The organism is Pseudomonas sp. GW821-FHT04D07 (genome assembly GCF_059420225.1).
On sequence record NZ_JBWKTH010000001.1, the window covers coordinates 506,054 to 527,743 of the forward strand.

At 61.0% G+C, this 21,690-nt stretch carries 16 protein-coding genes; 10 read left to right on the forward strand and 6 right to left on the reverse strand.

All coding sequences use genetic code 11. The features are described from left to right. Positions 1 to 47: 47 nt before the first annotated feature. Positions 48 to 1,226 carry a vWA domain-containing protein gene (locus AC07T0_RS02415; RefSeq protein ID WP_494999682.1) on the reverse strand — a complete coding sequence of 393 codons (1,179 nt, stop codon included), beginning with the start codon at positions 1,224 to 1,226 and terminating at the stop codon, positions 48 to 50. A 35-nt stretch (positions 1,227 to 1,261) separates the two neighbouring features. Then, on the reverse strand, positions 1,262 to 2,107 hold the full coding sequence (locus AC07T0_RS02420) for an AAA family ATPase (protein ID WP_494999683.1): 846 nt from the start codon (positions 2,105 to 2,107) through the stop codon (positions 1,262 to 1,264). Positions 2,108 to 2,351: 244 nt separating this feature from the next. Between AC07T0_RS02420 and cysK the strand changes: the two genes are divergently transcribed. From cysK to AC07T0_RS02435, 3 genes are all read left to right on the forward strand, one after another. Beyond that, entirely contained in the window at positions 2,352 to 3,323 is a 972-nt protein-coding gene (gene cysK / locus AC07T0_RS02425) for a cysteine synthase A (protein WP_494999684.1), read from the forward strand. A gap of 301 nt (positions 3,324 to 3,624) precedes the next feature. Next, positions 3,625 to 4,563, forward strand: coding sequence for an aspartyl/asparaginyl beta-hydroxylase domain-containing protein (locus AC07T0_RS02430; RefSeq protein WP_494999685.1), 939 nt, complete (start codon positions 3,625 to 3,627; stop codon positions 4,561 to 4,563). A gap of 348 nt (positions 4,564 to 4,911) precedes the next feature. Further along, positions 4,912 to 5,775, forward strand: coding sequence for a DMT family transporter (locus AC07T0_RS02435; protein ID WP_494999686.1), 864 nt, complete (start codon positions 4,912 to 4,914; stop codon positions 5,773 to 5,775). A 166-nt stretch (positions 5,776 to 5,941) separates the two neighbouring features. Here the strand turns inward: AC07T0_RS02435 and AC07T0_RS02440 are convergent, their stop codons facing one another. After that, entirely contained in the window at positions 5,942 to 6,853 is a 912-nt protein-coding gene (locus AC07T0_RS02440) for a DMT family transporter (RefSeq protein WP_494999687.1), read from the reverse strand. A 142-nt stretch (positions 6,854 to 6,995) separates the two neighbouring features. Here AC07T0_RS02440 and aceK point away from each other — a divergent pair, with 142 nt between their 5' ends. The 7 genes from aceK to AC07T0_RS02475 all read left to right on the forward strand — a co-directional run bounded on the left by aceK (position 6,996) and on the right by AC07T0_RS02475 (position 18,357). Continuing rightward, positions 6,996 to 8,717 (forward strand): bifunctional isocitrate dehydrogenase kinase/phosphatase, encoded by a 1,722-nt coding sequence (aceK, locus tag AC07T0_RS02445; protein ID WP_494999688.1) that lies wholly within the window; start codon positions 6,996 to 6,998, stop codon positions 8,715 to 8,717. A 96-nt stretch (positions 8,718 to 8,813) separates the two neighbouring features. After that, positions 8,814 to 12,725 carry an ATP-dependent RNA helicase HrpA gene (gene hrpA / locus AC07T0_RS02450; protein WP_494999689.1) on the forward strand — a complete coding sequence of 1,304 codons (3,912 nt, stop codon included), beginning with the start codon at positions 8,814 to 8,816 and terminating at the stop codon, positions 12,723 to 12,725. A 252-nt stretch (positions 12,726 to 12,977) separates the two neighbouring features. Further along, positions 12,978 to 14,099, forward strand: a complete 1,122-nt coding sequence (locus AC07T0_RS02455) for a beta-ketoacyl-ACP synthase III (protein WP_494999690.1) — start codon at positions 12,978 to 12,980, stop codon at positions 14,097 to 14,099. 207 nt (positions 14,100 to 14,306) lie between these two features. Then, the gene (locus AC07T0_RS02460) at positions 14,307 to 14,918 is read left to right on the forward strand and encodes an RNA polymerase sigma factor (RefSeq protein ID WP_494999691.1); all 612 of its coding nucleotides are present in this window, start codon (positions 14,307 to 14,309) and stop codon (positions 14,916 to 14,918) included. Next, positions 14,912 to 15,151 carry an anti-sigma factor family protein gene (locus AC07T0_RS02465; RefSeq protein WP_494999692.1) on the forward strand — a complete coding sequence of 80 codons (240 nt, stop codon included), beginning with the start codon at positions 14,912 to 14,914 and terminating at the stop codon, positions 15,149 to 15,151. Before AC07T0_RS02460 ends, AC07T0_RS02465 begins: the two co-directional genes overlap by 7 nt. Positions 15,152 to 15,397: 246 nt before the next feature. Then, positions 15,398 to 16,768 carry an OprD family porin gene (locus tag AC07T0_RS02470; RefSeq protein ID WP_494999693.1) on the forward strand — a complete coding sequence of 457 codons (1,371 nt, stop codon included), beginning with the start codon at positions 15,398 to 15,400 and terminating at the stop codon, positions 16,766 to 16,768. A 464-nt stretch (positions 16,769 to 17,232) separates the two neighbouring features. Next, on the forward strand, positions 17,233 to 18,357 hold the full coding sequence (locus tag AC07T0_RS02475; RefSeq protein ID WP_494999694.1) for a GNAT family N-acetyltransferase: 1,125 nt from the start codon (positions 17,233 to 17,235) through the stop codon (positions 18,355 to 18,357). A 33-nt stretch (positions 18,358 to 18,390) separates the two neighbouring features. Here the strand turns inward: AC07T0_RS02475 and AC07T0_RS02480 are convergent, their stop codons facing one another. The 3 genes from AC07T0_RS02480 to AC07T0_RS02490 all read right to left on the reverse strand — a co-directional run bounded on the left by AC07T0_RS02480 (position 18,391) and on the right by AC07T0_RS02490 (position 21,682). After that, on the reverse strand, positions 18,391 to 20,223 hold the full coding sequence (locus AC07T0_RS02480) for an ABC transporter ATP-binding protein (protein WP_494999695.1): 1,833 nt from the start codon (positions 20,221 to 20,223) through the stop codon (positions 18,391 to 18,393). A gap of 85 nt (positions 20,224 to 20,308) precedes the next feature. Next, positions 20,309 to 20,875, reverse strand: a complete 567-nt coding sequence (locus AC07T0_RS02485) for a peptidylprolyl isomerase (protein WP_494999696.1) — start codon at positions 20,873 to 20,875, stop codon at positions 20,309 to 20,311. A gap of 3 nt (positions 20,876 to 20,878) precedes the next feature. Then, positions 20,879 to 21,682 carry an alpha/beta fold hydrolase gene (locus tag AC07T0_RS02490; protein ID WP_494999697.1) on the reverse strand — a complete coding sequence of 268 codons (804 nt, stop codon included), beginning with the start codon at positions 21,680 to 21,682 and terminating at the stop codon, positions 20,879 to 20,881. Positions 21,683 to 21,690 lie beyond the last annotated feature (8 nt).

Sequence of the window (21,690 nt, forward strand, 5' to 3'; positions counted from 1 at the left end):
AAGCTCGCTCCTACAGTGGGGCATGCGTCGGTCCAGCCGACACCGTTCTACTTGGATAAAAACCGCATCCCTTCCTCCAACCCACGCAACGTCAGCGGATACATCTGGTCCTCGACCAGATCGCGAACAATCCCGGTCGACGCGGTGTAGTTCCAGGTGTCCTTCGGATATGGGTTGATCCAGATCAGCTTCTTGTACTTGGCCATGAAGCGCTGCATCCACACATAACCGGCTTCTTCGTTCCAGTGCTCGACACTGCCGCCGGCCTGGGTGATTTCATACGGCGCCATGGCTGCATCGCCGACGAAAATCACTTTGTAGTCGGCCCCGTACTTGTTCAGCAGATCCTGGGTCGAGGTGCGTTCCGAGCCCCGGCGCAGGTTGTTCTTCCACATCGACTCATAGATGAAGTTGTGGAAGTAGAAGTACTCCAGGTGCTTGAACTCGGTCTTGCAGGCCGAGAACAGCTCCTCGCAGATCTTCACGTGGGCGTCCATCGAGCCGCCGATGTCGAACAACAGCAGCAATTTGATGGTGTTGCGCCGCTCCGGGCGCATTTGGATATTCAGCAGGCCGGCATCGCGAGCGGTGTGGTCGATGGTGCCGTCTATATCCAGCTCTTCCGCCGCGCCCTGGCGCGCGAACTTGCGCAGGCGGCGCAAGGCCACCTTGATGTTGCGCGTACCCAGTTCGACCTGGTCGTCGAGGTTCTTGTACTCGCGCTGGTCCCAGACCTTGACCGCCTTGCCCTGGCGCTTGCCGGCATCGCCAACGCGAATGCCCTCAGGATTGAAGCCGCCCGAGCCGAACGGGCTGGTGCCGCCGGTGCCAATCCATTTGTTACCGCCGGCGTGACGCTCCTTCTGTTCTTCCAGGCGTTTCTTGAACTCTTCGATCAGCTTGTCGAGGCCACCGAGGGACTGGATCTGCGCGCGCTCCTCGGCGCTCAGCGAACGCTCGAACTCCTTGCGCAGCCAGTCCTCGGGAATCAGCGCCTGAAGGTGCTCGTCGAGTTTTTCCAGGCCATTGAAATAAGCGCCGAAAGCCCGGTCGAATTTGTCGAAATGCCGCTCGTCCTTCACCAGGATCGCCCGGGCGAGGTAGTAGAACTCGTCCATGTCGGCGAAGGTCACGCGTTGTTTCAGCGCGTTGATCAGGTCGAGCAGCTCGCGCACCGACACCGGTACCTTGGCGGCGCGCATTTCATTGAACAGGTTGAGCAGCATGGCAATTGCCCCCGCTTTTGTTAAAAAAAGCGTGCTTAACGGCTGCCACGACGGCTCATGAACGCCAGGCGCTCAAGCAGTTGAACATCTTGTTCGTTCTTCACCAGGGCGCCGGCCAGGGGCGGAATGGCCTTGGTCGGATCGCGCTCGCGCAGTACCGCTTCGCCGATATTGTCGGCCATCAGCAGTTTCAGCCAGTCCACCAGCTCCGAGGTCGAGGGTTTTTTCTTCAGCCCCGGAACCTTGCGCACGTCGAAGAACACGTCGAGGGCTTCGCTGACCAGGTCCTTCTTGATGTTCGGGTAGTGCACATCGACGATCTTTTGCAGGGTGACGCGGTCCGGGAAGGCGATGTAGTGGAAGAAGCAGCGACGCAGGAAGGCGTCCGGCAGCTCTTTCTCATTGTTGGAGGTAATGATGATGATCGGGCGTTTCTTCGCCTTGATGGTTTCATCGATCTCGTAGACGTAGAACTCCATCTTGTCGAGTTCTTGCAGCAGGTCGTTGGGGAACTCGATATCGGCCTTGTCGATTTCGTCGATCAGCAGGATCACCCGCTCGTCGGATTCGAAGGCTTCCCAGAGTTTGCCCTTTTTCAGGTAGTTGCGAACGTCGTGGACCTTCTCGTTGCCCAGCTGCGAGTCGCGCAGGCGGCTGACCGCGTCGTACTCGTAGAGACCCTGGTGGGCCTTGGTGGTGGATTTGATGTGCCAGGTGATCAGCTGGGCGCCAAAGGATTCGGCCAGTTGCTCGGCCAGCATGGTCTTGCCGGTGCCGGGTTCGCCCTTGACCAGCAGCGGACGCTCCAGGGTGATGGCGGCATTCACGGCCAGCTTCAGGTCATCGGTGGCAACGTAGGCCTGGGTGCCTTCGAACTTCATCTGCAATTCCTCGGACGATAACGCCGGCCGGTTTGAGGGCGGGCGGAAAAAAATCATGCCTGACTATAACGCGGCGCCCGGTCGAGTGTGAACGCAGACGGCTTATTCAGTCTCTGAATGGGGCGTCAGATCCTGACCCGGTCCGTCGCGGGCCATCAGCCGGCCGTTTGTCATGACTGGACGCCTGCAACCCTGAGGCATAACCTTGAAGATTCCCGTCAACGCTGCATAAAAGGACCCCGTCATGAGCCGTATTTTTGCAGACAACGCGCACTCCATCGGTAACACGCCGCTGGTTCAGATCAATCGTATCGCGCCCCGTGGCGTAACGATTCTGGCCAAGATCGAAGGGCGTAACCCTGGGTACTCGGTGAAATGCCGGATTGGCGCCAACATGATCTGGGACGCCGAAGGCAGCGGCAAGCTCAAGCCGGGCATGACCATCGTCGAACCGACCTCCGGCAACACCGGCATCGGCCTGGCCTTTGTGGCGGCCGCCCGGGGCTACAAGCTGCTGCTGACCATGCCCTCTTCCATGAGCCTGGAGCGGCGCAAGGTGCTTAAAGCACTGGGCGCGGAGCTGGTGTTGACCGAACCGGCCAAGGGCATGAAAGGCGCCATCGAAAAGGCCACGGAGATTGTCGCCAGCGATCCGGCCCTTTACTTCATGCCGGCGCAGTTCGAGAACCCGGCCAACCCGGCCATTCATGAAAAGACCACCGGCCCGGAAATCTGGAACGATACCGACGGCGCGGTGGACGTACTGGTGGCCGGCGTCGGCACGGGCGGGACCATTACCGGGGTTTCGCGCTATATCAAGCTGACCAAGCACAAGCCGATCCTCTCGGTGGCGGTGGAGCCGGCCACTTCACCGGTCATCAGCCAGACCCTGGCCGGGGTCGAGGTCAAGCCCAGCCCGCACAAGATCCAGGGCATCGGTGCCGGTTTCGTGCCGAAGAACCTCGATCTGACCATGGTCGACCGGGTGGAACTGGTCACCGACGAAGAATCCAAGGCCATGGCCCTGCGGCTGATGCAGGAAGAGGGGATTCTCAGCGGGATTTCCTGCGGCGCCGCCATGGCGGTTGCCGTGCGACTGGCGCAGACTGCGGAAATGCAGGGCAAGACTATCGTCGTGGTGTTGCCGGACTCCGGTGAGCGTTATCTGTCGAGCATGTTGTTCAGCGACTTGTTCAGCGAACAGGAGCTTTTGTAGGCGTAAGCTTGCTCGCGATGCAGGCGACGCGGTGTTTCAGATCGACCGCGTTAATGCTCATCGCGAGCAATCGAGCGTCAACCGGCTGCTCCCACGGAGTTCGAGATCCGCTGACCTGGATCAGCTACCGTTCAGGCGTTTCTTGTTAAACAGAGGCTTTATTGCCGCATCGGTAACGCTGAATCTGTGACGTCATGGGTTTTTCCCGGCGCCGGTAATGTTTATCATTGCCGGCTGCCACGTCGGGTGAGTCGAGCGCTACAGGCGCACCCGCGCGTTGCCCATTTTCGAGGAGTGTTGAATGAGCTTTTCCTTTGCCGCCAAGGCCGCAGTCCTGCTGCTGTTCCTGGGCAGTACGCTTTACGTGCATCTGCGCGGCAAGGCGCGCTTGCCGCTGCTGCGCCAGTTCGTCAACCATTCCGCCGCGTTCGCGCCGTACAACGCCTTGATGTACCTGTTTTCCAGCGTACCGTCCAAGCCTTATCTGGACCGCAGCAAATTTCCCGAGCTGGATGTGCTCAAGGACAACTGGGAAGTGATCCGCGAAGAAGCCATGCATCTGTTTGATGAGGGCTATATCCGCGCCGCCGAAAAGAACAACGATGCCGGTTTCGGTTCGTTCTTCAAGAAAGGCTGGAAGCGTTTCTACCTCAAGTGGTACGACAAGGCGCTGCCATCGGCCGAGTTGCTCTGCCCGAAAACCGTGGAGCTGGTGAACGCGATCCCCAACGTCAAAGGCGCGATGTTCGCCCTGTTGCCCGGCGGCAGTCACCTCAACCCGCACCGTGACCCGTTTGCCGGCTCCCTGCGTTATCACCTGGGCCTGTCGACGCCGAACTCCGACGACTGCCGGATTTTCGTCGATGGCCAGGTCTACGCCTGGCGCGACGGTGAAGACGTGATGTTCGATGAAACCTATGTGCACTGGGTCAAGAATGAAACCGAGCAGACCCGCGTCATTCTGTTCTGCGATATCGAGCGCCCGTTGAGCAGCCGCTTGATGACCGCGGTCAACCGCCGGGTCAGCGCCTTCCTCGGTCGTGCCACGGCACCGCAGAACCTCGATGACGAGCGGGTCGGCGGGATCAACCAGGCCTATGCCTGGAGCAAGCGTTTCAGTGACCGCATCAGCGGTGTGGTCAAGCGCTTCAAGCGCGCCAATCCCAAGGCCTATCGCGTCATGCGTCCCGTGCTGGCGGTGGTGGTGTTCGCTGCCCTCGGTTATTGGTTGTTCGGCTAACCTGTTGCAATGGCAGCCGAGCGCTGGTTATAGTCGGCGCTCGGTGTTTCAATCGATTCACCTTCCTCAGCAAAAGATCAGCCCATGCCGGTTTCCTTTGTCAATGCGGTAGTCGATTCAGCGGTCAACGCTGTGGTCGTGCCGTGTGGGAACCAACAGCCCGCGCAGATCAGTCATTACCCCCCACCTGTCAGTAGCACGCCGGTGTACGCAGTCGTATCACCGCCGGGTGTTGGCTTTTTGGGCTGATCGGCAGCATTTGCCGTTCCCCTGTGCCCGCCTGAAAAAAACTACTGAATGTTCAGCCTTGCGCTGAATCGGCTTTTGCCTGAATCACGGGTGGTATCCATGTTGGCTTTTTCCAAACAATCCGCAACCGCGGCGGCCTCGACGAGTCTGTTTGTCCTGCTCTGGAGTAGCGGGGCGATTTTCTCCAAATGGGGGCTGGCCCACGCCTCGCCGTTCGCTTTCCTGTTGATCCGTTTTTCCATCGCCCTGCTGGGGCTGGTGTTGTTGGTCCCGCTGTTCAAACTCAAGTTGCCGCGCAGGGGCAAGCCGCTGCTCTATGCGGCGGCGACCGGGATGGTGTTGCTGGGGGCCTATCAGATTTTCTATCTGCTGGCCCTGGACCTGAAGGTTACGCCCGGGGTCATGGCAACGATCATGGGGGTGCAACCGATCCTCACGGCGGTGCTGATGGAGCGTCGCCGTTCCTGGAGTCGGATGTTCGGCCTGGGACTGGGATTGGTCGGGCTGATCCTGGTGGTTTACCAGGGGATCGGTCTGGCCGGCATGTCCCTGGCCGGGATGCTGTTCGGTCTGCTGGCCCTGGCCAGCATGACCTTGGGCTCGATCATGCAGAAGCGCATCACCGATAACCCTTTGGGCACGCTGCCGGTGCAGTATCTGGCCGGGTTGTTGCTGTGCGGGGTTTTCGTGCCGTTCCAGCCGTTCCACTTCGAAACCGGCAGCGGCTTTATCCTGCCAGTGCTGTGGATGGGGCTGGTGGTCTCGGTGCTGGCGACCTTGTTGCTGTATCGACTGATTGCCCGGGGTAACCTGGTCAATGTCACCAGCCTGTTCTATCTGGTGCCGGCGGTGACGGCGGTGATGGATTACCTGATCTTCGGCAACCGCCTGGCGCTGCTGAGCATGCTCGGGATGGGGCTGATTATCGTCGGGTTGGTGTTTGTGTTCCGCAGGGCTGGCTAAACGCCGCTAATGGGTGCGGTGGCCGGATGCTGCTGCGCCGGTTCCGGCCCTTTCGCGGGCAAGCTCCGCTCCCACAGTGTCCGTGTCTGACCGAGAATTTGCGGCGTGACGCGATCCTGTGGGAGCGGAGCTTGCCCGCGAAGGGGACCTGGAGATCGTCAGATGACTAGCGCTCAGCCCCACTGGCCGCCTTCAACGCCGCCCCGGGCTTCAACACCAGCCACAACGCCAGCGCAATCAACACCCCACCATACACATGAGCCATCGACAGCGGCTCATCGAGAAACAGCGCGCCCCACAACACCCCGAACGCCGGAATCATAAAGGTCACGGTCATCGACCTGACCGGGCCGATATCGCTGATCAGCTTGAAATACATGATGTAGGCAAACGCCGTACACACCAGGCCCAGGCCCAGCAGCGACAGCCACACGCTCATCCCGCCCCAGCTCGCCGGCGGATGGGCGATGGCGCTGTAACCGAAGAACGGCAAGATCACCAAGGTCGCGCCAAACATGCTGCCCATGGCCGAAAGCCGTGGATCGAGGCCACCTTGATGGTCGAGCCAGCGGCGGGTGAGGAACCCGGCGAAGCCGTAACTGGTGGTTGCCAGCAGGCACGCCGCGGCGCCCATCAGCAATTCCAGGTTGAAGGTCACCGGGCCCGCACGGGTCAGTACCGCCACGCCGAACAACCCGAGGAAAATTCCGAGCAGCTTGTTCAGACTCAGTTTTTCATGGAAGAACAAGCCGCCGATCAGCACGCCCATTAGCGGTGTGGTGGCGTTAAAAATCGAGGAATAGCCGGCCGGCAGCACTTGCGCCGCGACCGAGTACAGCGTCGCCGGCAGCCCGGAGTTGATCACACCGAGCATCAGGCAGACCTTGAACTTGCCTTTGAAGTCCCAATTGACCCGCATCAGCGTGAGGATCACCAGCAGTCCGACAGCAGCAATCGAGACACGGAAAAAGGCGGTGGGAAAGGCGCCGAGCACCGGAGCAATGATTCGCATAAACAGGAAACTGGCGCCCCAGACAGCGGCCAGCATGAACATGCGCAGAATATCGACGGGTCTCACGGTGGCTTCCTTGGCAGGGTTGGGCGGGCAAGTGTCACCGCATGTAACTGGCAAGGCAATGGTTGCGTTGCCCGAGGGTTGGCCTCTAAGCTCAAGCGCGTCGCGAGAGAACAATTTCGAACAATAGCGCAGGGGTTCCACTATGCCGCAGCCATGGCCGGCCGCTGATATCGCCCACATGATCCTCGATGGCTTCGACGATTACCGCGAGCACTTTCGCCAGATCACCGACGGTGCCCGCAGCCGTTTCGAAGGCGCCCGCTGGCAGGAAGCGCAGGTGGCTTCGGCGGCGCGCATCAGCCTGTACGAAGAGAAGGTGGGCGAGGTCAATGCGCGGCTACGCGCCGGCTTCGATGAAAGTACCTTGCTCGATGTCACGCTCTGGCCCCTGGTGAAAAGCGCCTATATCAGCCTGATCGACCTGCGTTTCGACGATGAGCTGGCGGAGACCTGGTACAACTCGACCTTTTGCGGGTTGTTCAGCCACGACCTGATCAGCGACGGTTGCATGTTTATCCACACCACCCGGCCCTCGCTGCATCGGGCGCGGGCGGCGCAGACCCGGACCTACCGGCCCCAGGGCGAATTGTCGGGCATGCTCGAACAGATTTTCGCCGACTACCGCTTCAGCGAGGCCTATGCTGATTTGCCGGGTGACCTGCGGCGCCTGGAAGCGCAGCTCCGGGAAAACCTGCCGGACTGGGTGTGCAAGGATCCTGAACTGAGCGTCGAACTGTTCTCCTCTGTGCTCTATCGCAACAAGGGCGCCTACCTGGTGGGGCGCATCTACACCCATGATGAACAATGGCCGTTGGTGATTCCGGTGCTGCACCGTGAAGGGCGTGGTATCCAGATCGATGCGTTGATCACCGACGAAGCCGAGGTGTCGATCATCTTTTCCTTCACCCGTTCCTATTTCATGGTGGATGTGCCGGTGCCGGCGGAGTTTGTCGGCTTTCTCAAGCGTATCCTGCCAGGCAAGCATATTGCCGAGCTGTACACCTCGATTGGTTTCTACAAGCACGGCAAGTCGGAGTTCTACCGGGCGCTGATCAATCACCTGGCCAACACCGACGACCGCTTCATCATGGCCCCGGGCGTGCGCGGCATGGTCATGAGCGTGTTTACCCTGCCGGGCTTCAACACCGTGTTCAAGATCATCAAGGACCGCTTCTCGCCGTCGAAGAACGTCGACCGCGCCACGGTGATCGAGAAGTACCGCCTGGTGAAAAGCGTCGACCGGGTCGGGCGCATGGCCGATACCCAGGAGTTCGCCGATTTCCGCTTTCCCCTGAGCAAGTTCGAGCCGGCGTGCCTGGAGGAATTGCTCGAGGTGGCCGCGTCCACGGTGCAGGTCGAAGGTGACACGGTGTTGATCCGCCACTGCTGGACCGAACGGCGCATGACCCCGCTGAACCTCTATCTGGAAAACGCCAATGCCGCCCAGGTTCGCGAGGCGCTGGAGGATTATGGCCTGGCGATCAAGCAGCTGGCCGCGGCGAATATCTTTCCCGGCGACATGCTGCTGAAGAACTTCGGCGTGACCCGCCATGGCCGCGTGGTGTTCTACGACTACGACGAGATCTGCTTTCTCACCGAAGCCAACTTCCGGCATATTCCCGCGCCGCGAACGCCCGAGGATGAGATGGCCTCGGAGCCCTGGTACTCCATCGGGCCGCTGGACGTGTTCCCCGAGGAGTTCCCGCCCTTCCTGTTCGCCGACATGGCGCAACGCCGGCTGTTCGACCAGTTGCATGGTGAGTTGTACAACGCCGACTACTGGAAAAGCCTGCAAGAGGCGATTCGGGCGGGCAAGGTGATCGATGTGTTTCCGTACCGGCGCAAGGACTGGGATAACGAATAAGCCGTCGGGAGTGTTCGGGAACGCAGTTGGCATCATTTTTCAGCGCAAATCTGCGACAATCCGCGCCTGCCTAAATAGACGACCTTTGCGTACCTGATGACTGACGAATCGCCCGCTATCGACCAGCTGCTGAAAAACCTCGACCAGGCCATGATTGCCGACCGCCACCGGTTGCGGCGGCAGTTGCTTGAGTTGCGCAAAAAGCCCGACGAAAGCAAGTTGGCCCAGTGGGTCGAGCGGATGCAGGCGTCCTGTGCCCAGGTCGCGGCCCGCGCCAAGAGCGTGCCGTTGATTCGTTATGACGACAGCCTGCCGATCGCCGCCAAGCGCGACGAGATCAAGGAGGCGTTGCTCAAGCACCAGGTGCTGATCATCGCCGGCGAAACCGGTTCGGGTAAAACCACCCAGTTGCCGAAGATCTGCCTGGAAATCGGCCGTGGCCAGCATGGCCTGATCGGTCACACCCAGCCACGCCGGATCGCTGCGCGCAGTGTCGCGAGCCGGGTTGCCGACGAGTTGGCCACTCCCCTCGGTGCGCTGGTTGGCTATCAGGTGCGCTTCGAGGACCAGAGCGAGGCCAATACCCTGGTCAAGCTGATGACCGACGGTATCCTCCTGGCGGAAACCCAGAACGACCGCTACCTGGAACGCTACGACACGATCATCGTCGACGAAGCCCACGAGCGCAGCCTGAACATCGATTTCCTGCTCGGCTACCTGAAAACCCTGTTGCCCCGGCGCCCGGACCTGAAGGTCATCATCACCTCGGCGACCATCGACCTGGAGCGGTTTTCCAAACACTTCAACGATGCGCCGATTGTCGAAGTGTCCGGACGGACCTTTCCGGTGGACACCTGGTATCGCCCACTGACCTCGCAACAGGATGAAGAGGGCAACAGCGTCGAGGAAGACCTGAGCGTGGATCAGGCGATTATCGCCACGCTCGACGAGATCGCCGCGTTCGAGCGTAGCGAGCGCAAGAGCCCAGGGGATGTGCTGGTGTTTCTGCCCGGCGAGCGGGAAATTCGCGATGCCGCGGACATGCTGCGCAAGGCCCAGCTCAAGCACACCGAAATTCTTCCTTTATATGCACGGCTGTCGCCGGCCGAGCAGCAGCGGATTTTCCAGTCCCATCCGGGGCGGCGCGTGGTGCTGGCGACCAACGTCGCGGAAACTTCGCTGACCGTACCGGGGATCCGCTACGTGATCGACAGCGGCACGGCGCGGATCAGCCGCTACAGCTACCGCGCCAAGGTCCAGCGCCTGCCGATCGAAGCGGTATCCCAGGCCAGCGCCAACCAGCGCAAGGGCCGTTGTGGGCGGGTCGAGCCGGGTATCTGCATCCGTCTGTACAGTGAGGACGACTTCAATGGCCGTCCGGAATTTACCGACCCGGAGATCCTGCGCACCAACCTCGCGGCGGTGATCCTGCAGATGCTGCACCTGCGGCTCGGCGAAATCACTGCGTTTCCGTTTATCGAGCCGCCGGATGGCAAGGCCATCAGCGACGGTTTCAACCTGTTGCAGGAACTCTCGGCGGTCAATCGCGAGAACCAGCTGACACCCTTGGGCCGGCAACTGGCGCGCCTGCCGGTGGACCCGCGCATGGGCCGCATGTTGCTGGAGGCGGCCACCCTCGGCAGTCTGCAGGAAGTACTGATCGTCGCCAGCGCCATGTCGGTGCAGGATCCGCGTGAACGTCCGCCGGAGCGCCAGCAGGCCGCCGACCAGGCCCACGCACAGTGGAAGGACGTGGATTCGGATTTTGCCGGGTTGATCAATGTCTGGCGTGGTTTCGAGGAGCAGCGCCAGGCCCTGGGCGCCAGTGCGTTGCGCAACTGGTGCCGGAAGAACTTCCTCAATTACCTGCGGATGCGCGAGTGGCGTGATTCTCACCGGCAATTGGGCCTGATCTGCCGCGACCTGCAGTTGAGCGTCAACAAGGAGCCGGCGGACTATCCCAAGCTGCACAAGGCGGTATTGTCCGGGCTGCTCAGTCAGATCGGCCAGAAGACCGAAGACGGCGACTACCTGGGGGCACGTCAGCGGCGTTTCTGGGTCCACCCGTCTTCGGGCCTGGGGCGCAAGCGGCCACAATGGTTGATGGCCGCCGAACTGGTGGAAACCACCAAGCTCTATGCGCGGATGGTCGCCAAGATCGAGCCGGACTGGATCGAACCCCTGGCCGGGCACCTGATCAAGAAAAACCACTTCGAGCCGCATTGGGAGAAGAAGCGTGGCCAGGTGGTGGCCTTCGAGCAGATCACCCTGTTCGGCCTGATCGTGGTCGGCCGCCGTCCGGTGCACTTCGGTCCCATCGAGCCGGTCGCCTCCCGCGAGCTGTTTATCCGCGAGGGGCTGGTGCGCGGCGAGATTCAGTCGAAAGCCAAGTGCCTGAGCGCCAACCAGCAATTGCTCGAACAACTCGACGAACTGGAGGCCAAGGCCCGCCGTCGCGATATCCTGGCTGACGAAGAAACCCTGTTCGCCTTCTACGACGCACGCCTGCCAGCGGAAATTCACCAGACCGCGACCTTCGACAGCTGGTACCGGGTCAACAGCCAGAAAGACCCGCAATTGTTGATTATGCGTGAAGAGGATGTGCTCGCCCGCGAAGCCAGCGAAGTCACTGCCGCGCACTATCCGGACACGCTGCATCTGGGCGACCTGGCCCTGACCTTGAGTTATCACTTCGAACCCAACCACCCGCGTGATGGCGTGACCCTGCGGGTGCCGGCGCCGCTGTTGCCGGCCCTGCCCGGCGAGCGCCTGGAGTGGTTGGTGCCGGGGGTGATCGAGGCCAAGTGCATCGCCCTGGTACGCAACCTGCCCAAGGCCTTGCGCAAGAACTTCGTGCCGGTGCCGGATTTCGTCAAGGCGGCGCTGCAACGGATCGAATTTGCCGCCGGCTCGCTGCCCCAGGCGCTGGGCCGTGAGCTGCTGCGCATGACTGGTGCGCGGGTCAGTGATGAAGCCTGGGCCGAGGCGGCCCAGCAGGTGGAAAACCATCTGCGGATGAACCTGGAAATTGTCGACGCCCAGGGCAAGTTCCTCGGCGAAGGTCGTGACCTGGTCGAACTGACCGCTCGGTTTGCCGAAGCCAGCCAGGCGGCCCTGGCCGTACCGCTGACCGCGAAAAGCCAGCAGCCGGTACAGGCCAAGGAATTCGCCGCGGTGGCCCAGAGCACCCAGCAGAAGATCGCCGGGCTGTCGATGACGGTGTACCCGGCGCTGGTGGAAGAGGGCGGTACGGTCAAGGAAGGGCGTTTCTCCACGCCGGCAGAAGCCGAGTTCCAGCATCGCCGGGCGCTGCAGCGCTTGCTGGTGCAGCAGTTGGCCGAACCGGCGAAGTTCCTGCGTGGCAAGTTGCCGGGGCTGACCGAGCTGGGCTTGCTCTATCGCGAGCTGGGCCGGGTCGAGGCCCTGGTCGAAGATATCCTGCTGGCGAGTCTCGACAGTTGCGTACTGGAAGGTGAAGACAACCTGCCGCGTGATGGCGTCGGGTTGGCGTCGCTGGCTGAACGCAAGCGTGGCGCCTGGACCGAGCATGCCGAGCGCCTGGCCCGCCTGACCCTGGAGACGCTCAAGCTCTGGCACGGCCTGCAAAAACGCTTCAAGGGCAAGATCGACCTGGCCCAGGCCGTGGCACTCAATGACATCAAGCAGCAGTTGAGCCAACTGGTCTATCCCGGTTTTGTCCGGCAGACGCCGGGTGCCTGGCTCAAGGAGTTGCCGCGTTACCTCAAGGCCATCGAGTTGCGCCTGGAAAAACTGCCGGCCCAAGTGCAGAAGGACCGGGTCTGGAGCACTGAACTGGCAGGGCTTTGGGCCCAGTACCAGGCCCGCGCGGCCAAGCATGCCCAGGAAGGCAAGCGCGACCCGCAACTGGAGCTGTATCGCTGGTGGCTGGAGGAGTATCGGGTGTCGCTGTTTGCCCAGCAGTTGGGAACCAAGGCGCCGATTTCGGACAAGCGCCTGGGCAAGCAATGGAGCCAGGTCGACGCTTGACGCGCGGTTTTTTCGACCGGGTTCGCGGGAGCTCGGTTGTATTTCATTGATCTCGGCCCTAGGGGCCAAATCCCAATGTTTATGGCACACTTGACGGCTATAAATGCCGATTCCACGGTTCGAGCGCTGCTTGCCCGACCGGGTCGGAAGAAAACGACTCCAGGCCCTTTGCCGTTTTGACGGGATTGGCCCTTTTATGTATTGGTACGAATGTGCCAATGCCTTCTGCCTGAACAGAATAGAGGAACGAGCGTGCATAACGTCGTCATCAGCGGCACCGGCCTGTACACCCCGGCCAACAGCATTTCCAACGAGGAGCTGGTGCAGTCTTTCAACAGCTATGTGCAGCAGTTCAACCTTGAAAACGCCGCCGCCATAGAGTGCGGCGACGTTCAGGCGCTGACCGAGTCGAGCGTCGCGTTCATCGAGAAAGCGTCCGGTATCAAGAGCCGTTTCGTCATGGACAAGGACGGCATTCTCGATCCGCGGCGCATGCGTCCGCGTCTGCCCGAGCGCCCCAATGACGAGTGGTCGATCCTCTGTCAGATGGCCGTCGGGGCCGCCGAACAGGCCCTGCAACGCGCCGGCAAGACTGCGGCGGACATCGACGGTGTTATCGTTGCCTGCTCGAACTTGCAACGGGCCTATCCGGCGGTGGCCATCGAGGTCCAGGAAGCCCTCGGTATCCAGGGCTTCGGCTTTGACATGAACGTCGCCTGCTCCTCGGCGACCTTCGGCATCCAGGCTGCCAGCAACAGCATCCAACTGGGCCAGGCCCGGGCGATCCTGATGGTCAATCCGGAAATCTGCACCGGTCACTTGAACTTCCGCGACCGCGACAGCCATTTCATTTTCGGTGATGCGGCGACGGCAGTGATCCTGGAACGGGCTGACCTGGCGACTTCGCCCTATCAATTCGACATTGTCGGCACCAAGCTGCTGACCCAGTTCTCCAATAACATTCGCAACAACTTCGGCTTCCTCAACCGCGCGGCGGAAGAGGGTATCGGTGCCCCGGACAAGCTGTTTGTCCAGGAGGGTCGCAAGGTGTTCCGTGACGTCTGCCCGATGGTGGCGGAACTGATTGCCGCGCACCTGCAAGAGAAGCAGTTGAACATCGCCGATGTGAAGCGCTTCTGGCTGCACCAGGCCAACCTCAGCATGAACCACCTGATCGTCAAGAAGCTGCTGGGACGCGAGGCCACGGAGGAAGAAGCGCCGGTGATTCTCGATACCTACGCCAACACCAGCTCGGCCGGTTCGGTAATTGCCTTCCACAAGAACCAGGACGACCTGGCGGCGGGCTCGCTGGCCGTGCTCAGCTCGTTCGGTGCCGGTTATTCGATCGGTAGCGTGATCCTGCGCAAGCGTTGATTGCAGGATCTGGGCTTGCCCATGCCGGCCAATTGGACGTGGAATATTGAGAACGCCGCCTAACTGTGGGAGCGGTGCTTGCCCGCGAAGCTTTTAGCGGCTTCAATGGCCCCTTCGCGACGGTCCGGCGCCCCGGCAGGCTCTGCTCCTGCAGGAGTGCGTTGCTGCATGACTGAGTTGACGTGGATCTTGAAAACGAGGTTGTGAATGGCGGCGATGGACGATACTCAACTGCTTGAGCGCTTGCTGGCAGGCGAACAACGGGCCTACAAGGAGTTGGTCAGTACCTACCAGAGTGCGATGCGGGCAGTTGCCTATGCCATTGTCGGCAGCCGCCAGGCCGATGAAGCGGTCCAGGATGCCTGGCTGGCGGTGGTGCGCAACCTGGCGGGTTTCCAGGGGCGCTCCAGCCTCAAGACCTGGTTGTTGACCATCACGGCCAATGCGGCGAAGAATCGCTATAAGCAGAACCGTCGTGAAGTGCTGCTGGATGACCTGCCGTCGCCCCACGGCACCATCGGCGACGAACGCTTTGCCGCTGACGGCCACTGGGCCCTGGCGCCACACGCCTGGCACGAGGACACCCCAGAGGCCCTGCTCAGCGAGGATGAGCTGCGCCAGTGCCTGGAACATACGCTGTTGAGCTTGTCCGAGCTGCAGAGCAGTGTCCTGTTGTTGCGTGAACGCCAAGGGTTGGAGCTGGAGGAGATCTGTAATCTTCTGGGGATCTCGCTCTCCAATGTCAGGGTGCTGCTACACCGGGCACGCCTGAAGGTTTTCGCGACCGTGGAGCATTTTGAGGAGACCGGCGAATGCTGACCTGCAAGGAACAAGTGGCGCGTTCCAGCGACTATCTCGATGGCCAGTTGAGCTTTCGCGAGCGCCTGATGGTGCGCCATCACTTGATGTTCTGCCCCAATTGCCGGCGTTTTATCCGGCAGATGCGTTTGATGCAGGCCACCCTGAAGCAAATGCCCGAACCGCCGGTCGAAAATCTCGAAGCCTTGTCCGCACAACTGGCCGCACAGCGCCAGGATGCTGGAAAGTCCTAGTACTAAAAAGCCACTATTTTTTCGCCAAAGCCCCTTAGACCGGGGCTTTGCACGAGGTTGTGCGAGGTGAAAAAAGTTCCGCTGTCACAAAACCTTAATCTCCTGGCAACTGCGCTGAAATAACCCCACGCCAAGATTCCCTCCCAACAAAGCAGGTCAGGCCCCGGCAATGGCTGCGCACCCGCGTGATGGCAACGGACGCCACGAAAAGACCCGAAAAAGTTTGAATCCAAGAGGAGCGAAACAATGAACAAGTGCACCTTGGCCCTGGCAGTGGCCGTAGGGGTTTTGTCCCAACAGGCGTATGCCGACGGGCAAGCTGATGCGAAAGGCTTTATTGACGGCGCTACGTCGACTTTGGGTATCCGTAACTTCTACATCAACACCGATAACCGTAGCAATAAACCCGCTCAGAGCCTGGCCTCGGAATGGGGTCAAGGTTTCGATCTGCGCTTCAACTCCGGTTACACCCAAGGCACCGTTGGTTTCGGCCTTGATGTGATCGCCCTGGAAGGTATTCGACTGGATACCGGTGGCGGTTCCAACGGTGCGACCACGGGCTCCTCGGGCGGTACAGTATTCCCGACCGAAGCCACCAGCGGTAAAAACCCTGTCAAGGCGGTCAATGACTTCGGTAGCCTGGGTCTGACCGGTAAAGCCCGAGTCTCGCAGACCGAACTGAAGATCGGTACGCTGCTGCCGAACAACCCGGTAATCAAGTACAACGACGGTCGTCTGCTGCCACAAACCTTCACCGGTGGCCAGATCACTTCGAACGAGATCAAGGACCTGACCCTGACTCTCGGCCAAGTCGAGAAGGCCAAGGGCCGTAACTCGAGTAACGACGCGGACCTGTCCATCGCTGGCGCCAACAAAAGCTCCAACTACGACACTGGCAAGTTCAGCAACAAGTTCCTGTACGCGGGTGCCGACTACAAGATCACCAAAGATCTGGTCGCTTCGTACTACTACGGCGAGCTGAAAGACTTCTACTCGCAGAACTTCCTGGGTCTGGTACACAACTGGGCGATCGGTCCTGGCGTGCTGAAAAGCGACCTGCGCTACTACCGTAGCCGCGACAACGGTGCCAACGGCAACACTTCCGGCTACTTCACCTCCGGCTACTTCCCAGACAACACCCCCAAAACCGCTGGCAAGGTCGACAACGACCTGTACAGCTACCTGGCCCTGTACTCGGTTGCCGGTCACACCTTCGGTGGTGGTTATCAGTACACCAAAGGCGACAGCGACTTCCCATGGTTGAACCAGGGTGACGGCTCGTCGAACAGCACCATCACCGACATGCAGATCCAGAAGTTCGCCCGTGCCGGCGAGCGTACCTGGCAAGCTCGCTACGCCTACGACTTCGCCAAGGTCGGCGTACCTGGCCTGACCGCCGGTATCATCTACCTGCACGGCGACAATATCCAGAACACCGCTGGCAACCAGAGCGAGTGGGAACGCGATATCAGCCTGTCCTACGTGATTCCTGAAGGCACCTTCAAGAACCTCGGCTTCGCCTGGAAAAACGCCATGTGGCGTACCAGCACCGCCGTTGCCTCCACCGACCAGGACGAAAACCGCCTGATCGTCAGCTACACGATTCCACTGTTGTAAGCTCCGCTCTTTTGGCGCCCCGCTCGACGCTCTGTCGCGCGGGGCGTTTTTTTTGTCCGGCTTTTGGACACGCCCAGCGGTTCTGCGTTCTCCGATTTTCCAACGATAGCCAGGATAAGAAACTGCACCTGTTGAAAACGCCACCTAACCTGTAGGAGCTGGCTTGCCAGCGATGACGATGCAAGACTCGCCGCCGCCATCGCTGGCAAGCCAGCTCCTACAGAAACCGTGCTCGACCTTGACTGACTGGTATGGCTCCAGGCCCCAGCAATACAGCCCGGCCGCTGTTCTGGAACCTTCCGGAATGGTGTTCCCAGGCGACTTTCAAGTCCAATGAAATAGATTTTAATATTCCTTTCCCGACAGCCTCCGCGGTCGATATCGGTTTTCCGTTCTACCGGTCGCCCTTCCTGCCTCACTTGCGCGATACTCGCTCTGCGTGTTGCACCTGCCTGGGGATATCGATGTCGTTACAACGTCTGCAAAGCCTCTCTGAGGTCGCTGCCGAGCAATGGGATGCGCTGGTGCCGGATGGCCAGCCATTTCTCAGCCATGGGTTCCTCAGCGCCCTGGAGGACAGCGGCAGTCTCGGCCCGCACTCGGGTTGGCAGCCGGAGCATCTGCTGCATGTGCAAGACGGTCGGCTGCTGGCGGCCTTGCCGAGTTATCGCAAATGGCATTCCTATGGCGAGTATGTGTTCGACCACGGCTGGGCCGAGGCCTGTGAGCGGGCGGGCATCGCCTACTACCCCAAGCTCCTGACCGCCGTGCCGTTCAGCCCGGTCAGCGGCGCGCGGTTGCTGGCGGCCAAGGCCGAGGATGGTTTCGAACTGCTGGCCGCCCTGCCGGGTTACCTGGAGATCGAAGAACTCTCCAGCGCCCATATCAACTTCACCGATACCCTGGCCGATGCGGCCCTGGGCGAACAACCCGGCTGGCTGCAGCGTTACGGTTGCCAGTTTCATTGGCAGAACCGCGGCTACCGCGATTTCCAGGACTTCCTCGATACCCTGAGCTCGCGCAAGCGCAAGCAGATGCGCAAGGAGCGCGAGCAGGTCGCCGGGCAGGGCTTCGATTTCCAATGGCTGGAAGGCCGTGAGTTGAGCGAGGCGCAGTGGGACTTTGTCTACGCCTGCTATGCCAATACCTACGCCGTGCGCCGCCAGGCGCCCTACCTGACCCGGGAGTTCTTCAGCCTGCTGGCCGAGCGTATGCCCGGGTCGATCCGGGTGGTCCTGGCCAAGCAGGGCGGACGACCTGTGGCCATGGCTTTCAGCCTGATCGGCGACGGCAGTTTCTACGGGCGTTACTGGGGCTGCCTGGCGGAGTTCGACCGACTGCATTTCGAGACCTGCTTCTACCAGGGCATGGACTACGCCATCGCCCAGGGCCTGCAACGTTTCGATGCCGGTGCCCAGGGCGAGCATAAGCTGATTCGCGGCTTCGAGCCGGTGATCACCCACTCCTGGCACTACCTGCGTCATCCGGGGCTGCGGACAGCGGTGAAGGACTTCCTCGCGCAGGAACGGCTGGGGATTCTGGCCTACGCCGAAGAGGCGAGGGCGGCGCTGCCTTACCGGCAGGCCTGATCGCTCACCCGTCCTCTCCAGGCCGGCCAGGGTTCAATCGATGCCGACGAACCCGCCGGTCTGGTGCTGCCACAAGCGGGCATACAGCCCGCCATGGGCCAGCAGCTCGGCATGACTGCCGGTTTCGGCGATCCGGCCATTTTCCAGGACCACCAGTCGATCCATGCGGGCAATGGTGGACAGGCGGTGGGCAATGGCGATCACGGTCTTGCCTTCCATCAGGGTTTCCAGGCTCTCCTGGATCGCTGCTTCCACCTCCGAGTCGAGGGCCGAGGTCGCTTCGTCCATGATCAGGATCGGTGCATCCTTGAGTAGCACCCGGGCAATGGCGATGCGTTGGCGCTGGCCGCCGGACAGTTTCACCCCGCGTTCGCCGACATGGGCATCGAAGCCGGTGCGGCCCTCGGCATCCGACAGCAGCGGGACGAACTCATCGGCGCGGGCCTTGCACACCGCTTCCCAGAGTTCGGCGTCGCTGGCGTCGGGCTTGCCGTAGAGCAGGTTGTCGCGAATCGAACGGTGCAGCAGCGAGGTGTCCTGGGTGATCATGCCGATGCGTTCGCGCAGGCTTTCCTGGGTGACTTCGGCGATGTTCTGGCCATCCACCAGGATCCGCCCGCCCTGCAGGTCATAGAGCCGCAGCAATAGGTTGACCAGGGTCGACTTACCGGCACCCGATGGACCGATCAAGCCGATTTTCTCCCCCGGACGAATCGTCAGGTTGAGGTCGCCGATCACCCCGCTGCGTTTGCCGTAGTGGAAGTCCACATGCTCGAAGCGCACTTCGCCCTGGCTGACCGCCAAGTGTGGGGCCTGTTCGCGGTCGGTGACGCTGACCGGTTGGGCGATGGTCTGCAGGCCGTCCTGGACCATGCCGATGTTTTCGAAAATGCCGTTGACCACCCACATGATCCAGCCGGACATGTTGACGATACGGATCACCAGACCGGTGGCCAGGGCGATGGCGCCGACCGAGATCAGCGACTGGGTCCACAGCCACAGCGCCAGCCCTGTGGTGGTGACGATCAGCAGGCCGTTGAGGCTGGTGATGGCGACGTCCATGCTGGTCACCACGCGGGCTGCCAGTTGGGTTTTCTCGGTCTGCTCGACCAGCGCTTCACGGGCGTATTGCTGCTCGAAACGGGTGTGGGCAAACAGCTTCAGGGTGGTGATGTTGGTGTAGCCATCAACGATTCGGCCCATGAGTTTCGAGCGGGCTTCGGAGGAGATCACCGAGCGTGCCTTCACCCGTGGCACGAAGTAGTACAAGGCGCCGATGTAGCCGGCGATCCAGATCAGCAGCGGGATCATCAGGCGCCAGTCCGCCTCGACGAACAGCACCAGGGAACTGATGACGTAGATCAGCACATGCCAGAGCGCGTCGACGGCCTGGACGGCGGAGTCACGCAGCGAGTTGCCGGTCTGCATGATGCGCTGGGCGATGCGCCCGGCGAAGTCGTTCTGGAAGAAGTTCAGGCTCTGCCTGAGCACATAGCTGTGGTTTTGCCAGCGAATCAGGCTGGTCATGCCCGGGCTGATGGTCTGGTGCACCAGCAGGTCGTGCAGGCCGAAGAAGATCGGCCGCAGGATCAGGGCGACCACGGCCATCCACAGCAGCTCGCGGCCATGGACCTGGAAGAATTCGGTATTGGGCGTGCCCTGGGCCAGGTCGATGATCCGGCTCAGGTAGCTGAACAGCGCCACTTCGATCAGCGCGGCGAACAAGCCGACGATCAACAGCGCGGCGAAGCTCGGCCAGACCTGGCGCAGGTAATACAGGTAGAAGGGCAGAACGGTGTTCGGCGGAGCGGCAGTGGGGGCGTCGCGAAAGATATCGATCAGTTGTTCAAAACGACGATAGAGCATGGGTTCTGACGCCCGTCAGGCGGGCTCTCCTTGAAGATGAAGCGGCGCAAGCCACAGGCAGCCGGCCTGAAGCTTGCGCCTGCCATTAGTCGATCCGTTTGGCCGACTTGATATACACCGGGTCCGACGGCACGTCCGACATGCCTTGCTTGGTGGTGGTCGGCGAATTGACGATGATATCCACCACATCCATGCCCTTGACCACCTTGGCGAATACCGCATAACCGGCATCGCGGCCCGGGTCGAGGAAGTCATTGTCCTTCACGTTGATGAAGAATTGGCTGGTGGCCGAGTTCGGATCCGAGGTCCGCGCCATCGACAAGCTGCCGCGCACGTTGTGCAGGCCGTTGCTGGCTTCGTTCTTGATCGGCGCCTGGGTCGGCTTCTGCGCCATCTGCGCGGTGAAGCCACCACCCTGGACCATAAAGCCCGGAATCACCCGGTGGAAAATCGTGTTGTTATAGAAACCGCTGTCCACGTAGGCGAGGAAGTTCTTGGTGCTGATCGGCGCATGCACCGGGTCCAGCTCGATCTCAATGGTGCCGTTGGTGGTCACCAGTTGCACATGGGGCGCCTTGACGGCTTCGGTGGCGGCCATCAGGTTGGCGGCGAACAATACGGAGCCGGTGAACAGGGCGATTTTTTTCAGCATGGTTCAGTGATCCTGGGTGGTGGTTTCGACTGCGCTTAGAAACTCAAGCAGGGTTTGGTTGAAGACCTGGGGTTGATCCAGTGGCGTGGCGTGGCGTGAATCGGCGATCACCACCAGACGCGCATCGGGCATCAGTTTGACATAGCTTTCCTTCAGGGCGACCGGTGTGTAGTCATGGTCTGCACTGACGATCAGGGTTGGACAGAGGATCCGTGCAAGTCGTTCCTGGACACCCCAACCGACGATGGCATCGAAGCTGGCGAGATAAGCACATTTGTCGTTTCTTGCCCAGCGCTCGGTCATCTTGCGCCGCAATGGCGCCTGTTCGGGCTTGGGAAACAGCATCACGCTCAAGGCCTTGCCGATGCGCTTCGGGCCCAGCAGCCGGGCCAGGCTCCAGCGCTTGGCCCATTGCAGGTAGTCGCCGGGCTTGCGGACCTTGACCTCGGGCGCGCTGTTGACCACGCACAAGCTCTTGAACATGTGCGGCTGATCCACCGCCAGCTGGAAACTGATCATTCCGCCCATGGACAGGCCCACCAAGTGCGGATGATCCAGCTGCAGGTGTTCGATCAGGGCTATTACATCAGCGCTGAACCCGGCGATGCTGTAGCGCTGGCGGGGCTTGTCGGAGCGACCGTGGCCGCGCATGTCCATGACGATCACCCGGTGCTGCGCGGCCAGTGCCGGCACCTGCATTTCCCAGTCCTCGGTGCTGGAGCCGAGACCATGTATCAGCAGCACCGGCGTGCCCTGGCCGTACTCCTCATAATGCAGCGTGCAACCTTCATGTTCGAAATAGGCCATCGGTCAAT

Excerpts from the sequence above, each read along its gene's own strand:
- AC07T0_RS02415 (WP_494999682.1), bottom strand. The coding sequence starts at position 1,226 with ATGCTGCTCAACCTGTTCAATGAAATGCGCGCCGCCAAGGTACCGGTG.
- AC07T0_RS02420 (WP_494999683.1), bottom strand. The coding sequence starts at position 2,107 with ATGAAGTTCGAAGGCACCCAGGCCTACGTTGCCACCGATGACCTGAAG.
- cysK (WP_494999684.1), top strand. The coding sequence starts at position 2,352 with ATGAGCCGTATTTTTGCAGACAACGCGCACTCCATCGGTAACACGCCG.
- AC07T0_RS02430 (WP_494999685.1), top strand. The coding sequence starts at position 3,625 with ATGAGCTTTTCCTTTGCCGCCAAGGCCGCAGTCCTGCTGCTGTTCCTG.
- AC07T0_RS02435 (WP_494999686.1), top strand. The coding sequence starts at position 4,912 with ATGTTGGCTTTTTCCAAACAATCCGCAACCGCGGCGGCCTCGACGAGT.
- aceK (WP_494999688.1), top strand. The coding sequence starts at position 6,996 with ATGCCGCAGCCATGGCCGGCCGCTGATATCGCCCACATGATCCTCGAT.
- hrpA (WP_494999689.1), top strand. The coding sequence starts at position 8,814 with ATGACTGACGAATCGCCCGCTATCGACCAGCTGCTGAAAAACCTCGAC.
- AC07T0_RS02460 (WP_494999691.1), top strand. The coding sequence starts at position 14,307 with ATGGCGGCGATGGACGATACTCAACTGCTTGAGCGCTTGCTGGCAGGC.
- AC07T0_RS02465 (WP_494999692.1), top strand. The coding sequence starts at position 14,912 with ATGCTGACCTGCAAGGAACAAGTGGCGCGTTCCAGCGACTATCTCGAT.
- AC07T0_RS02470 (WP_494999693.1), top strand. The coding sequence starts at position 15,398 with ATGAACAAGTGCACCTTGGCCCTGGCAGTGGCCGTAGGGGTTTTGTCC.
- AC07T0_RS02475 (WP_494999694.1), top strand. The coding sequence starts at position 17,233 with ATGTCGTTACAACGTCTGCAAAGCCTCTCTGAGGTCGCTGCCGAGCAA.
- AC07T0_RS02480 (WP_494999695.1), bottom strand. The coding sequence starts at position 20,223 with ATGCTCTATCGTCGTTTTGAACAACTGATCGATATCTTTCGCGACGCC.
- AC07T0_RS02485 (WP_494999696.1), bottom strand. The coding sequence starts at position 20,875 with ATGCTGAAAAAAATCGCCCTGTTCACCGGCTCCGTATTGTTCGCCGCC.
- AC07T0_RS02490 (WP_494999697.1), bottom strand. The coding sequence starts at position 21,682 with ATGGCCTATTTCGAACATGAAGGTTGCACGCTGCATTATGAGGAGTAC.